Annotated in this window: 18 protein-coding genes; 8 read left to right on the top strand and 10 right to left on the bottom strand. The window is 58.9% G+C overall.

What is annotated here, in order from left to right; genetic code table 11:
* Positions 1–135: 135 nt before the first annotated feature.
* A complete protein-coding gene (locus HWX91_RS02600; RefSeq protein WP_028195790.1) occupies positions 136–1029 on the bottom strand; it encodes a LysR substrate-binding domain-containing protein in 894 nt (297 codons plus the stop codon).
* Between the two features lie 165 nt (positions 1030–1194).
* Between HWX91_RS02600 and HWX91_RS02595 the strand changes: the two genes are divergently transcribed.
* The 4 genes from HWX91_RS02595 to HWX91_RS02580 are packed head-to-tail and all read left to right on the top strand — an operon-like array spanning position 1195 to position 3379.
* A complete protein-coding gene (locus HWX91_RS02595; RefSeq protein WP_028195791.1) occupies positions 1195–1734 on the top strand; it encodes a hypothetical protein in 540 nt (179 codons plus the stop codon).
* Between the two features lie 13 nt (positions 1735–1747).
* Positions 1748–2074 carry a hypothetical protein gene (locus HWX91_RS02590; RefSeq protein ID WP_028195792.1) on the top strand — a complete coding sequence of 109 codons (327 nt, stop codon included), beginning with the start codon at positions 1748–1750 and terminating at the stop codon, positions 2072–2074.
* A 21-nt stretch (positions 2075–2095) separates the two neighbouring features.
* Positions 2096–2941 (top strand): MBL fold metallo-hydrolase, encoded by an 846-nt coding sequence (locus tag HWX91_RS02585; RefSeq protein ID WP_028195793.1) that lies wholly within the window; start codon positions 2096–2098, stop codon positions 2939–2941.
* A gap of 30 nt (positions 2942–2971) precedes the next feature.
* Positions 2972–3379, top strand: coding sequence for a GFA family protein (locus HWX91_RS02580; RefSeq protein ID WP_028195794.1), 408 nt, complete (start codon positions 2972–2974; stop codon positions 3377–3379).
* Between the two features lie 210 nt (positions 3380–3589).
* Here HWX91_RS02580 and HWX91_RS02575 read toward each other — a convergent pair whose 3' ends face one another.
* Positions 3590–3883, bottom strand: a complete 294-nt coding sequence (locus tag HWX91_RS02575; RefSeq protein WP_028195795.1) for a hypothetical protein — start codon at positions 3881–3883, stop codon at positions 3590–3592.
* Positions 3884–4283: 400 nt separating this feature from the next.
* On the opposite strand from HWX91_RS02575, the gene HWX91_RS02570 reads away from it, so the two are divergent.
* The gene (locus tag HWX91_RS02570; RefSeq protein WP_028195796.1) at positions 4284–4496 is read left to right on the top strand and encodes a hypothetical protein; all 213 of its coding nucleotides are present in this window, start codon (positions 4284–4286) and stop codon (positions 4494–4496) included.
* A 331-nt stretch (positions 4497–4827) separates the two neighbouring features.
* On the opposite strand, the gene HWX91_RS02565 is transcribed toward HWX91_RS02570, so the two are convergent.
* The 3 genes from HWX91_RS02565 to HWX91_RS02555 form a co-directional block, all read right to left on the bottom strand.
* Positions 4828–5202: a VOC family protein gene (locus HWX91_RS02565; RefSeq protein ID WP_028195797.1), complete on the bottom strand. Its 375-nt coding sequence runs from the start codon at positions 5200–5202 to the stop codon at positions 4828–4830.
* A 32-nt stretch (positions 5203–5234) separates the two neighbouring features.
* Positions 5235–5957 carry a helix-turn-helix transcriptional regulator gene (locus HWX91_RS02560; RefSeq protein ID WP_028195798.1) on the bottom strand — a complete coding sequence of 241 codons (723 nt, stop codon included), beginning with the start codon at positions 5955–5957 and terminating at the stop codon, positions 5235–5237.
* A 322-nt stretch (positions 5958–6279) separates the two neighbouring features.
* On the bottom strand, positions 6280–7164 hold the full coding sequence (locus HWX91_RS02555) for an SDR family oxidoreductase (protein WP_028195799.1): 885 nt from the start codon (positions 7162–7164) through the stop codon (positions 6280–6282).
* A gap of 54 nt (positions 7165–7218) precedes the next feature.
* Here HWX91_RS02555 and HWX91_RS02550 point away from each other — a divergent pair, with 54 nt between their 5' ends.
* Positions 7219–7689, top strand: a complete 471-nt coding sequence (locus tag HWX91_RS02550; protein ID WP_311734528.1) for a winged helix-turn-helix transcriptional regulator — start codon at positions 7219–7221, stop codon at positions 7687–7689.
* Here HWX91_RS02550 and HWX91_RS02545 read toward each other — a convergent pair.
* Positions 7643–8482: a helix-turn-helix transcriptional regulator gene (locus HWX91_RS02545; RefSeq protein ID WP_042274627.1), complete on the bottom strand. Its 840-nt coding sequence runs from the start codon at positions 8480–8482 to the stop codon at positions 7643–7645. The two genes, HWX91_RS02550 and HWX91_RS02545, sit on opposite strands and share 47 nt — an antisense overlap.
* A gap of 115 nt (positions 8483–8597) precedes the next feature.
* Here HWX91_RS02545 and HWX91_RS02540 point away from each other — a divergent pair, with 115 nt between their 5' ends.
* The gene (locus HWX91_RS02540; RefSeq protein ID WP_028195801.1) at positions 8598–9677 is read left to right on the top strand and encodes an alcohol dehydrogenase catalytic domain-containing protein; all 1080 of its coding nucleotides are present in this window, start codon (positions 8598–8600) and stop codon (positions 9675–9677) included.
* A gap of 139 nt (positions 9678–9816) precedes the next feature.
* Here the strand turns inward: HWX91_RS02540 and HWX91_RS02535 are convergent, their stop codons facing one another.
* From HWX91_RS02535 to HWX91_RS02520, 4 genes are all read right to left on the bottom strand, one after another.
* On the bottom strand, positions 9817–10506 hold the full coding sequence (locus HWX91_RS02535; RefSeq protein WP_028195802.1) for a type 1 glutamine amidotransferase domain-containing protein: 690 nt from the start codon (positions 10504–10506) through the stop codon (positions 9817–9819).
* Between the two features lie 66 nt (positions 10507–10572).
* Positions 10573–11040 (bottom strand): MerR family transcriptional regulator, encoded by a 468-nt coding sequence (locus tag HWX91_RS02530; protein WP_028195803.1) that lies wholly within the window; start codon positions 11038–11040, stop codon positions 10573–10575.
* Positions 11041–11124: 84 nt separating this feature from the next.
* A complete protein-coding gene (locus HWX91_RS02525; protein ID WP_028195804.1) occupies positions 11125–12024 on the bottom strand; it encodes an acetoacetate decarboxylase in 900 nt (299 codons plus the stop codon).
* A gap of 176 nt (positions 12025–12200) precedes the next feature.
* Positions 12201–12638 (bottom strand): MerR family transcriptional regulator, encoded by a 438-nt coding sequence (locus HWX91_RS02520; protein WP_028195805.1) that lies wholly within the window; start codon positions 12636–12638, stop codon positions 12201–12203.
* A gap of 175 nt (positions 12639–12813) precedes the next feature.
* On the opposite strand from HWX91_RS02520, the gene HWX91_RS02515 reads away from it, so the two are divergent.
* Positions 12814–13647 (top strand): alpha/beta fold hydrolase, encoded by an 834-nt coding sequence (locus tag HWX91_RS02515; RefSeq protein WP_028195806.1) that lies wholly within the window; start codon positions 12814–12816, stop codon positions 13645–13647.
* The last annotated feature ends 71 nt before the right edge of the window (positions 13648–13718 follow it).

Raw genomic sequence — 13718 nt, 5'->3', positions numbered from 1 at the left:
GTCAAGTCGCGGCGTCGAGGCGGACACTACTCTTTCGGCCCCGGTCACAACCTCAGGGCAGGTAAGCAGAATCGTCGACCATCGCGAGGAAAACGGCGGAGGCCAGGCTGGTTTTGATGAGCGTCAGGCCCTGCTTTAAGCCATTAAACCCCGGGCTTCCTGAAGCATCCATTTCGCAAATGCCTGCAGTGGCGCTTCACTCAACTCGATCGGCTCAGGAAGAACGAGGCAGAAGTTTTTGGCAATCGCTTTGCCGTCCGGCCAGGGCGCAACCAAACGGCCTTGTTCAAGTTCTGCCCCCACGTAAAGACGCGGCACCAACGCAACCCCCAGGCCGGCTAGCGCCGCCTCGATCAACATGGAATGGAGATCGTAACGTGCGCCGACCGCCGAATTGGTCAGCACGATACCGGCCTCTTGAGCGTATAGCTGCCATGCGTCCGGGTTCTGACGCCGGTGAAGGCGTGGCAGTTCATCGAGCGAAAGGTTCGCACCGACGCCTGCGAGCAGCGCCGGACTACAGACCGGCACTAGCACCTCCTCCAGCAGCCGATGCAAATGCATACCCGCCCACGCCGGATGCTCAAAATGGATCGCTGCGTCGAAACCGCTACCGGCAAGAATGAAGGGGTCCATACGCTCGGCAATGTGCACGGTAATGTGCGGATGCCGATCTTGAAAGCGTTTCAGTCGAGGGATCAACCAACGAGTGGCAAAGGTCGGAATCGCGGCAATATCAATGGTCGCGCCCTCGATGGGCTGTCCCATCAGATATAGGCTGTCCCGTTCCAGCCGATCCAGAATCTCGCGAACCTGCGCCGCGTATCGCGTGCCGTTGGGCGCAAGCCGTACCCGGTTTCCAACGCGCTCGAACAGCGCGACGCCCAAAAATGCCTCCAGTCGACCGATCTGACGACTAACGGCGCCCTCAGTCAGCGCTAACTCCTCGGCCGCGCGAGCGAAGCTGCCGTGTCGAGCCGCGGCCTCAAAAGCCATGAGCGCGGAATTGCTTGGAATCTTACGTCGCATTGGGGTCTCGCCGGTTGATATACGCCGACTCCAGCTTGAGCAAATGTCACTGAAGGCTGACTATATATCGATATGTGCGCGGTAAATCACAGATTAGCATTACGTTAATGCAATGAACATGGATCGTTCGCTGCAACATGCTCCCCCGTCACGAAGGATAGTCTGATGATCTACACCGTGGAATGCAGCTTCGCCGATCCCAACAGCGAAGCGGAATGGAACGACTTCTACAGCCTTGAAAAACTGCCCGCCCTCATCTCGGTCACGGGCTTCCACACGTCGCAGCGCTTCAAGTCACTAAGCGATGGCTGCCCGCTCTACCTCGCCATCCACACGATTGACAGTCTCGACGTCCTGACGGGAGAGGAATATCGCCAGAAAGGCGGCGGCAATTTTGCAAGGTGGCAGCAACACATCACCGACTGGCACCGAAATCTCTACAGCGATATCGGCATTGCGCCGGCAGTCAATGCCGATGAACTCCTGGTGCTTTGCGCAAGCGGCCCCGAGCCTCTGATCCAGATGGGCCTCACACCGTTGGCGATGCAAGCAGTCGCACTCGAGAAGTTTCCGGACCGCCGCTGGCTCGCAAAACTGCCCCGGCGAAACGCTCAGCTTGTCGAGAGCATGTCGGCAGGCATTCATCTTTATTCGCCGATGACAGCACAACTGACGCGTTCCCATGCCGTTTCGGTCGAACAGTAAAAGCAGGTCCGCGATGCCTAATGTCACTTTCTATATTGCTACGGGGCAAATGCCGTCTGATGAGACGCTTGCCGAGCTTTCCAGCGAATGCATCGAACTCTGTACGAGTGTCCTTGGAGCCGCACTCAAAAACGTTCATGTCATCTATGTCGACGTTCGGCATGGACACGGACATCCCGTCTTCGCGGAAATCCAATATCGCCTTGAGACATTTCGCACGCCCCCGGTGATGAACCTGTTCATGGAAGCGCTGGACGACGCCATCGCGCGCCACACGGGTCTCACGGCACGCATCCGTTGTTTTGGGTATGCCGCATCGACCATTCACGCCCGAAATTAGAAAGTCTTCCGGAGAAGAACCGTGTCCACCTTTAGCTTTCCAAGTCAACGAGTCGGGGATTTCACGATCACCGCAATCAGCGACGGCTACCTCACCGCCAGCCTCGACTTTCTCTCGAACATCGATCCGTCCGAGGCCTCCAGAATGCAAAGTGATGCAGGGCAGAAGGAGCCTTCCGCTATCCATATCAACTGCTACGTAGTGCGCGGAGCGGGCCGCACGATTCTCATAGACGGCGGGGCTGGAGGCATCAAACAATGGGGCGGTCGACTGAGAACCAATTTATCGCTTGCTGGCGTTGAACCGTCCGAAATCGACACGATCCTGCTTACGCACGCCCATCCCGATCATGTCGGCGGCCTAGTGGACACAGCCGGACACATTAGCTTTCCGAATGCGGAGCTTATTGCTCATCAGCAAGAGGTCAAGTTCTGGCAGGACGATGGAAATCTAAGTCGCGCCAGCGAGCGTGCCCGAGGTAACTTCCTGATAGCACGTCAAGTGTTCGACGGCTACCGCGACAGGCTTCGCACGTTCAATGAGGGAGAAGTACTTCCCGGTATCCGGGCGATGCCGCTACCGGGACACACAGATGGGCACTCCGGATATCTTCTCGAATCCCACGATCAAGGCCTGCTTGTTTGGGGCGATATTGTTCATTTTCCTCACATTCAGGTTAAATGGCCAGACGTATCGATTGCATTCGATCAAGACCCTTCGCTCGCCGCCGTCACACGATCACGGCTCCTGGACGTAGCCAGTTCGGAGGGGCTGTTGATCGCTGGGATGCATTTGGGGGAACTCGGTTTCGCACGCATAAAACGAACGGGCGGGAGTTACGGTCTGCTTTACGAGGCCGAAGCATGACGAGTGCATCTCAATCCATAGGAGCACCCAATGCTGCGGACATATCGAGGAGGTTGCCGTTGCCAATCCGTGAGGTTCGAAGCTCAGATCGATTTCAGCGAGGGCACAGTGAAATGCAACTGCACCTTCTACAGTAAAGCATGGCTCTGGCTCGTAAATGTTCGCCCGGAAGCGTTCCGCCTTCTTACCGATGAAAATGCACTGATGGTCTATCGGGGCAAAAATCCGTTTGCACATCATCCGTTCTGCAAGCGTTGCGGTGTCCACGTATTTGATCGCGTTGACATGCCAAACGAAACTGGATTCCGGTACGTCAATATCAACATCATGTGCATCGATGACCTTAACGTTGACGAAGCGCTGAGTGCACCGATTGTCTACGTCAATGGCCTGCAGAACGATTGGAGCAACCCGCCATCGGAAACCCGGCATCTTTGATTCTGTCGATCCCCAATGATCTCGGTCGCAGTGTCGAACCACCGAAGCTGGCAGACCGCAGCCAGACGGCGACCGTCCCAGTTCGGCCCGTTTTAGGGAGAAATAAAAAAACCGCTATCCGTGAGGACAGCGGCTTTTCTTGTGACGACTGGCGAATGAGAGGCGCTTGTTTGCTGTGCGCTTACGCCGGGTGATCGTCATTAAGTGCCGTTATTTGGGAGCAGGCGACATCGTGGTCGGGGTTGCCAGCGTGTTATTGGTTCCATAAGCCGGCGTGTCGGATGTCGAGCCATTGTTCGTGCTCTTCTGCGGGCGCGAGTTCAGCGACCCGGTGCCCACGCCGCTGTCCGAGTTGGTAGCGCCGGGCGTGCCGTAGCCGCTCGTTGCATTGGTGGCCGGTGACACCGTGGTCGGAGTCGCCAGCGTGTTGTTCTGCGCATAAACACCGCCCGACAGCGCGAGCGCGGCAACGGCCGCGATTGATGTGCTAATTACCTTGCTCATGATCCGTCTCTCCTTGATTGGACTGGAATATCGACGCAGACGATCGCCCCTGCCTAACCACGAATTGCGTAATCATCGAATTTCACGAGATCGTGATAATTGGCGGCTACAACCACATGTCCGCTTCGATATCGAGAACAGTGTAAAACATCTAATCAAATGATGTTTTGAAGCTGCCCAATTGGTCGTCGAAGCACTCGGGCCATGGCGAACAGGTGTCGCGGATTCATTCAGAACGACATACTGGACGCCGCAGGTCGAGGAGCGGTTCGACAATGATTAAGGAACCAGGCGGCGGTCATTCGGGAAGCTGGCGAGAAAGCCGAAGGGACGCAAATCTTACAAATATCTGAGATCATTCCGGATCGTCAGACGTGAAATACAAGTAAAAAGCGGACAGATGGACAATCTACACAAGGAAGTACAGCAGGAAGCGCTTGAGGATCAGGGGATTCGCACGTTCAGCAGGAACCGTAATGCCCCTAAACGCAAAAAGCGCAGGGCGACGCTCACCGAGCGTATCTGCTATTTCCTGGCTTTCCTGTGCGCGCTGGGACTAATCGGAATAGTGGTAGTCCATTTCATGCCGGATCCTCCAGCCGATATCCAGTAAGTCGCGTCGAGGGGAAGTCGTGGCCAATCACATCACAAACAACGATCCCGAGCGTACCGGGCACGCGGCCGGGATCAAACGGATTTCTCCCGCGTCGTGACGGAACGGGAGACGGTTAGCGCGAGCACGAATCCACATTTCGCTCCACACCGAAACGTTCGCCTGCGGGGCGCTTGCCTGGTAGTTGGCATAAGCGCCTTCGAAAGACCTGGGCGGCAGCTTGTTCCTCAACTTGCAATTGTCATAGCGACGGTTTGCTACGCCGCGGCGGCTATACGTCCGCATGGCTGGGAATGGGGTCGGGCAAGGGCCCTTGCCGGCGCCGCCTCTCTCAGCGCCTGGGTCGAGAAAATACGTTGATGAGATTCCCGTCCGGGTCGCGCAGCAACAGCGAGCGATTGCCCCATGGCATCAACGTCGCCGGCATAACGATGTCGGTCCCCAACGCATTCATCCGTTCGAACACTGCATCAACGTCCTCCACCTCAAACTCGAGGATCGCCGACCGATTCGCGGCCGCAGTGGCGGCGCCGGCATTGAAAAGCTTGATCAGGTGCTCAGACGAAATCGCCAGTACCGCCCCCTCGAATTGTATTTCCGCGAACCCATCAGCCGGCCGTGCAGCTTCGAGACCGGAAAGCTTCTGGTAAAACTCGACCAGACCTTCGATATGCTGAGTAACGACACGAACAGACGCAAACTTCATTTTGAGCTCCTGGCCATGAAAGGAAGCTCAGTCTACGAGAGCATACTGTCAGATTCTGGCAGTATCGTGCGGCTAGCCAGATGATTGACTTTGCGCCATTCACGAAGCAGCGTTGAGCGTCTCCTGGGATAGCGCTCCTCCATTTCCTCGATGTTCAGGATGCGGTCCGAACGGAAATTCCGGAAATCTGCGCGAAACTCACACCAACACATCAGCACGCGGGCCTGGTCGAAATACACCAACGCAAATGGCCAAACGATGCGCTGCGATTCAGCACCACTGGCGTCCACATAAGTAATATTGAGCTTTCGCTCTGCCCGGACTGCCGCACGCAGAAGATCCGACGAGACTTTGTAGGCGTGCCTCTTCAACGGCGCACCGACTAGCAGCGACGATTCCTCCAGTTCGCGGCGCAGTTCCGCCGGCAATACGGCCGCTATCTTCGCAAGCGCGCTCAGCGCACCGTCCGATAGCGTCCTGTCGCAGCGATCAGCCACCCAGCGCATGCCAAGAACCAAAGCGTCGAGTTCTTCGGAGCGAAACATCATGGGCGGCAGCATGAAACCCGGTTTCATCAGGTAACCAACGCCCGGCTCCCCCTCGATCATTGCTCCTTGCGCCTGCAAACTGGCGATGTCGCGGTATAGCGTGCGGATACTCACACCGAGCTCCTCGGCCAAGGCTTGACCGCGCACGGGACGTCGATAGCGCCGTAGCACTTGCAGGAGACTAAGAAGACGTTCAGAGCGAGCCATATGTTGATCCTGATATCGGCAAGTAAATCGACGACGCTGTCGGTTACTTCGAGCTGAATGCAACAGGTTGCTTCCAGCCGGATATCGCATTGTTGACGATCTGTGTGGCTCTGTCGAACGTATCAACCTGCGCGAACCCGCACGCTCGTTGGCGGTCGACGGTCGACCTTGCAGACGCAACCGCGAGCTTTCCGTCTTTACGCTGATGCACGCCTGCGACCCCCGCGCTTCCTTCGTCAGAAATCGTGCTGCATTCGAGTCTCTCGGATACGAAGTCGCGCGAGGCCTTGCGTACGGTCGCGGCCGCATTTCGGGAACATCGTCAAACCGCGTAGCTCGCCTTGGCCTCTTGCAGATAATCCGCAAGCCGCTTTGGCGTGCGGCCGATCAGCGATTCGAGATGGTCCGTGACGATGGACAGATTGCCAGCCCGAACCTCCGCCTCAATCGACACCAATAGCGAAACAAAACCGTCAGGAACACCCGCCGCTTTCAGCCCCGTCGCGAATTGCTCGTCAGTCACATGGACGACGGCAAGAGGCTTGCCAGTAGCACGGCGCGCGAGGTCGGCGATTTCTTCGCTGGACAGCGCCTCAGTACCTGTGAGCGTGTAGGTCCGGCTCCCGGAGGTCGACGTGGCCAGCGCGGCGGCAATCGCTTCAGCCATCTCCTCTCGTCCGGCGCTCGACGTTCTCCCATCTGCAGTTGCCGAATACCATTGGCCGCTTTTCAGAGCATCAGGGAGCGACCTGAGCAAATTTTCGTGATACCAGCCGTTTCGGAAAATCACGTGCGGCAAACCTGTGGCCTGGATGGTTCGCTCAGTTTCCAGATGGTCCCGTGCGAAGGTCAGAAACGAGCTGGCCGGATTGGGCATCGACGTATAGGCGAGTCGCTTGACCCCAGCCTCAGCGGCCGACAGTACCGCATTGCGATGCTGCTTCAATCGTCTGTCGGCTCCATCCACGGCATCGGTTGAAACGATGAGGGCAGTACCGACGCCTTTGAACGCTTCGGCCAGACCTTGCAGGTCTTCGAAGTCCGCCTGGCGAACCTCGATGCCCGCTGCCGCAAGGTCAGCCAGCTTTTCGGGGCTGCGGGTGCCGGCGATGATACGGTTTGGCGTCACGCCTCGTGCAAGCAGATGCTTGATAACCAGTTGACCGAGTTGACCGGATGCACCGGTGACGAAAATGGTGTCGCTCATGGACCAGCCTCATTCTGAGTGTTACTCTCATTTTGAGAGCACCTCGATATTCAGGTGTCCGCGCTCTTCCGTAAAGAAGGCAGTTTTTCAGGAGATAGTTACCCGATGGGAACCACCAAGGCGGTGCCCGGCGCGCTCAAAACGAGGCTTGACGAGGCGCGGGCAAAATACGGTGCGTTTACGAATTGCCCGGCACGCGACGTCATGGATGTCATCGGCGGGCGGTGGAGTTCATTGCTAATGATGGCGCTGGCCGAGCGCCCACATCGATTCGGTGAGCTTCGCCGGTTGGTATCGGACATTTCGCAGCGCATGCTCACGCAGACACTTCATGAGTTACAACGCGACGGCTACGTACATCGTGAAGTCTTTCCTACGAAGCCACCGGGTGTCGAATACAGCCTGACCGACCTCGGTCGTTCGATGTTCGACGCGTTGAACGTCCTGATTCAGTGGGCCGACGAAAATCATGCCGCGGTCACTGCGGCTCGCCTGAACTTTGATGGCGAGAGGGAATCTGCGTAAGCGGCGGCGCGGCATCGGCGCTAACCCGCGTATAGATCGCGAGTTTTAGCGCGGGGTCATCGTTCGACTGAAACGTCGCGTACTCGTAGCGCTGCGTTGCGTGCTGCGCATGCACGAATACTTTCTGCCCCGACACGCCGCTGCGCACGTCGTGTGTGCTCCACCACTGCGCGAACTCGCCGCTGTTCGCGCGCAGACGCTCCACTAGTGCGACGAACGCTGGGTCGCCCGCATACAGATCGTGGCTCACGCGAAACAGGGCGATCATGCGGCGCGCCTCGTCGGACCAGCTTGCGGCAAAGAGCCGACGCGCTTCGGGCTCGACGAACATGTAGATCAGGATGTTACGGTCCGCTTCGGCGAGGCAATCGAAGCCGAACAGGTCCGCCGCGGCAGCATTCCACGCAAGGAGATCCCAGCGCCGGCCTGTCACATAAGCCGGGTGGTCGAGACTTGCAATGAGTCGTTCGACGGTGGGCGGCACGCTCTCCCGCACGAACTCGCGTGGTTCGTCGCGCCGCGCGAGTGCGCGCAGGTGGGCCGCTTCGGCCTTGTCGAGCCGCAACGCCTGCGCAAGCGCATCGAGCGTCGACTCCGAAGGGCTGACGACGCGCCCCTGCTCCATCCGCACATACCAATCGACACCGATGCCGGCCAGTTCCGCGACCTCTTCGCGCCGCAGCCCGGGCGTGCGGCGGCGCCGCCCGTTGTTCAGGCCTGCCGCATCCGGTGTCAGCTTCTTGCGCCGGGAGCGTAGAAAATCGCCGAACTGAGTTCGAGTCGTGGCGGTCATCGCTTGTGTTTCGTGCAGGGTGGTATCGGGCAATCCTAGGAGTGGAGCGAGCCTTGTTGCCAATTTTACGCCTGCCAGAATCGTCCTGTTCCCCACCCATCGGACGGAAAACACTATGAAAGCTGCAATTCTGAAAACGCTCGGTAGGCCGCTCGAGATCGAGGCAATCGCGGATCCTTCGGTCGGCACTGGCGAGGTCATCGTGGACGTCGTCGCGACGCCGGTTTTGTCCTATGCGCAGGAAGTGTTCAGCGGCGAGCGCCGCTACCCGATCGAGCTGCCGATCGTGCCCGGCTGCGGCGCGATTGGCCGCGTCAGGACGACCGGTCCGGACGCGACGCGCCTACAACCGGGCGACTGGGTATTCTGCGATCCGACCGTGCGCTCGCGCGACGATGCACTGATGCCCGACATCGTGCTGCAAGGCTGGAGTTCGCGCGGCGAGGGTGGCAAGCAGTTGCAGCGCTACTTTCACGATGGCCCGTTCGCCGAGCGCTTGCGTGTGCCGACCGAGAACGCGGTGCGCATCGGCGACCTTGAGCCGGCCGATGCAGCCCGCTGGTGTGCGCTCAACACGCTCCTCGTGCCGTATGGCGGGCTGCTCGCGTCCGATCTGCGCGCGGGCGAGATCCTGCTCGTGAGCGGCGCGACCGGCAACTTCGGCAGCGCGTGCGTCGCGGTGGCGCTGGCGATGGGCGCGCGATGCGTGGTCGCGCCGGGCCGCGACGCAAAGGCGCTCGCCGATCTCAAGCGCCGCTTCGGCGACCGCGTACGCACCGTGGCACTGACCGGCAACGAAGCCACGGATCGCGAACACATGCAGCAGGCCGCACCAGGACCGATCGATTGCGTGATGGATCTGATGCCGCCGTCGGTGTCCGCGACAGCGGTGCGCGCCGCGGTGATGGCCGTTCGTCCATATGGGCGCGTGGTGCTGATGGGCGGAGTCGGCATGTTGGGCGGTCCGGGGCTCGAACTCCCCTATCCGTGGATCATGCGCAACGACATCACGCTACGCGGCAAGTGGATGTATCCGAAGGAAGCGGTGACGTTGATGACGGGTCTGATCCGCGGAGGGCTGCTGGACCTGGGGCATTTCGATGTGACGACTTTTGCACTCGATGATGCGAACGAGGCCGTCGCGCATGCTGCAAAAAACGGCGGACCGTTCAGGATGACCGTGATCGCGCCATAGCCTGGTTGCTGCATTTCAGGAGGCGATTCCGGAGAATTTCCACGAGCGAACTCCCCGCACGGCTCAGCGGCTGACGCTCAAGGAGAGCCTGCGCGTTGGCGCCGTGAACGGGTTCCAGATAGAGGTCGAAGTCCTGACTTCAGTTATCAAGAAGCGCTGCAACCTGGCTTGCCGTCGCCTTGGCCGATTGCGGATTCTGACCGGTCACGAGGCGACCGTCGGTGACCACTTTCGAGACGAACGGCAGCAACGCCTTCTCGTACAACGCACCGCGGCGGACCATTTCCTGCTCAGCGTTGTAGGGCACCTTATTGGCAACTCCCGCGAGTACTTCTTCGACCCAGGAATAACCGGTAAGCCTGCGTCCGGCGACCAGCAGCGCGCCGTTTGAAAGCCTGGTGTTCAGCAGACCGCAATAGCCATGACAAACGGACGAGACGATTCCGCCACGCTCGTAGATGTCGCGCGTGATTCGCTGCAGAGGCTCGTCGTCCGGAAAGTCCCACATGACGGCGTGGCCGCCTGTGAAATAGATCGCGTCGAAGTCCGCCGGATCGATCTGGTCGGGACGGCTGGTTGCCGAAAGCAGCGCCTGCCGGCTTCCGTCGTTGAGCCATTCCGTCACCGAAGCATCGGCGAGGGGCCACTTAAGCGAGCGCGGCTCGAGCGGCGAAACTCCGCCTTTCGGACTGACGATCTGCTGATCGTAGCCCTTCTCGCCGAAGACGTGCCACGCATGCGTCAACTCCGACAGCCACAAGCCAGTAGGCTCGGCCTGGTCGGCATAATTGGCGACGTTGCTGACGACGTGCAGTATGCGTTTTGCCATGTTCAAACATCCTTTTATTGTTCCCGTGCGGACATCGCAGACACTGACCTGGCGGGACCTTACCAGTCACCGGCGATTCGCCTTCCCGAGTGCCTTCACATCGCCCGACGCGAGGACGGGGCTTGCCATTTCGCCACGGCGCATCCGCGACAGCACTCTCTTTGCGTTAGTCGTGCAATCGATCTCGACCGGCTTGGCTTCAATCTCCGCGATCAGCGACACGAGATGCGTTTTGCTCTGCGCCAATCGCGCTTCCAACGCTTCGATGTCCTGCACCTTGAGGCGGAGCGTTTCAAGCAACTTGCCGTGTTGCCACTGCGTCGGATCGGGCGGCAGCAGCATGCCAATTTCATCGAGGCTGAAGCCGGCCTTCTGCGCGGTCGCAACCAGATCGAGCACCAGCACGGCCTCGGTGGGGTAGGTCCGATACCCATTGGGCTGGCGTTGGACGGCCTTCAGCAACCCAATGCGCTCGTAGAAGCGGATACGTGACGGGGTCAGTCCGGTGCGCTCCGAAAGTTCTCCGATCTTCATAGACTCGATACTCCGCCGTTATTCCAGAATCCGCGCCCGCGTGACGCTCGTGGCGGATCCGCAGACCTGCCTATTGCTTCAAGCTTAATCAAAGGCCGTCAGACGCGTGGGCAGATTCAGAACCACTTGCGCGTCCTTGACCACGTCGAAGCGAACAATTGTCGAGACACCCAGTCCATCGAGAAGCTGGCTCAACGGGCCACCGCTACGCACCAGTTCTACGTTCCGGGGAAGAATGCGTTGAGCGGACGATAACGTATTGGTCTGAACCGAAGTCTGATGCCATTGACCGTCGACCACGTGCACCATTGTCGACGTCCCCATCTGAGATTGCGGCGCAGCGCTGTGTAGCACGGGCAGCGGCGCGCTCAGCGCCAGGTCCGGCCTTCCGTCGAGGGACGATATACCGGCTTTGACGCCCGCACCGAGATCGACGGTGATTGCCGCGAGCCATTTGGGTAACTGGTAGCCATACACCCCACGCACTCTCGCTATTTCGGTGGAAACCGGGAGCGCAAGGACGTGCGCGAAAAAGCTTCGACGCCGCATTGAATCGAGCAGTTCGAGCAGATGCGACCCGCGCGCGCCAGGTCGGCGGATAACAACGGCGACCGAGACCTCATCGTACGGATCGTTATCGCAAACGGCGTACGAAAAGAATGTCAGCGCCACCAAGCCGTAGCCGGGCAATGCGTGCAACGGCTCAAGAGGCGTCGGCAGCGCGGCGCGCAATCGCGCCAACGGGGCTAGCATCAGGACCTGGACACTGCTGGTGCGGTAGTAGAAATTCGGCGCCCAGATCGGACCGACCCGAGACTCGACCTGATGCTTCGGTATTCTGCGGAAAAAGTCTATGTTCCCGACAGCGGGGTCCCGCGCCACCTCGTCGAGGTTCGGATTCATGCGGAAACGGTCGTAGTATCCGCCCTCGATAACTTCAACCTTGTGTGATCCAAACTCGACCTGTGTGAACCGCCTGTCCATATCCGTTGACCTTCCTAGATGGTTGCCTGCAGGCCGTCGTAGCAAACAGATCGCTTCCTGCAGGACATACTCTAAGATTCAACTCAACTTTAAGGTCAAGCATTTCGGCACGGCTAATTCATCACGACCTCAGGAAAGCCGACAATTGTCAGGTGGTGAAACTTCGCGCCAGGGGATCAGCGCGAGCCCTTCTTCCGTTCCGGCACAACCCCGTTTTCGCGGAGACGTCCCAACACCCACTCTTTTCTGTCTGAACAATCCAGATTTGCCGGTCTGTTTTCGATGCTCTCAATGGCTATGAGTAGTTGCGCCCGATTCTGATTCAAGCGCTCCTGCATCGCTTCGATTTCGGTCACTTTCTGCTTCAGCGCTTCGACTAACGATTCATGTTGCCACGAGCCCTGATCCGTTGGCAGCAGATGCCGGATCTGTTCAAGAGAGAAACCTGCGCGCTGGGCAATGGCAATAATCTCGAGTATCGTCAACGCCTCCGAAGGGTAGTCGCGATAGCCGTTCGCCGTCCGCTCGACCGCCTTGATCACGCCGCTTGCTTCGTAGAAGCGGATACGAGACGCGCTCAGGCCGCTGAGTTCCGCCAGTTTTCCGATCTTCATATGGCACTTTTAAAAAGTATTGACCCTAAAGTTCACTTTAATCCTACAGTTAAAAGACGGTCAAGCAAGGCGTCCACAGGCTCCATCCGACAGACGGAGCAGTACGTCAGCCTGACCGGCCGCGATCAGACGCATCGCACCGATTGACTGCTAACTCATCACCGGAGAAGCAAAAATGGGATTTGTCACAACGAAGGATGGCGTCGATATTTTCTATAAGGACTGGGGCCCGCGTGACGCGCAGGTCATTTTCTTTCATCACGGATGGCCGCTCAGTGCAGATGATTGGGATGCCCAGATGCTCTTCTTTCTGGCCAAGGGTTTCCGGGTCGTCGCGCATGACCGGCGCGGACATGGAAGGTCGAGTCAGGTGTGGGACGGCCATGACATGGATCATTACGCCGACGACGTTGCGGCGGTCGTGAACCATCTCGGCGTGCAGAAGGCGGTACACGTGGGCCATTCCACGGGCGGCGGCGAGGTGATCCACTATGTCGCTCGCCATGGCGAAGACCGCGTTGCCAAGGCGGTCCTGATCAGCGCTGTGCCGCCGATCATGGTCAAGACGGAGAGCAACCCGGGCGGCCTGCCCAAGCAGGTGTTCGACGATCTTCAGGCACAGCTCGCGGCCAACCGCGCGCAGTTTTACCGCGACATTCCTGCCGGCCCGTTCTACGGTTACAACCGGCCCAATGCAAAGCCGTCCGAGGGCATCATCCAGAACTGGTGGCGGCAGGGCATGATGGGTAGCGCGAAGGCCCACTATGACGGCATCGTCGCCTTCTCGCAGACGGATTTCACCGAAGACCTGAAAAGCACCACCATTCCCGTTCTGGTCATGCATGGCGACGACGACCAGATTGTTCCCTATGCGGATTCGGGACCGCTCTCGGCGAAGCTGGCGAGGAACAGTACGCTGAAAACCTACGCTGGTTTTCCTCACGGCATGCCGACGACCAACGCCGACACGATCAATGCTGATCTGCTCGCGTTCATCAAAGAGTCATAAAGCCGTCAACGGCGCGCGATCGCGCCGATGCTGACGTATGCAGGCAAGTCAACGAGCTACCCACGGGTGGC

The organism is Paraburkholderia fungorum (genome assembly GCF_902833645.1).
GTDB classification, from domain to species: Bacteria; Pseudomonadota; Gammaproteobacteria; order Burkholderiales; family Burkholderiaceae; genus Paraburkholderia; species Paraburkholderia fungorum.
Note: the sequence above shows the minus strand (reverse complement) of the source record. Positions and strands in the feature narration are given on the sequence as shown.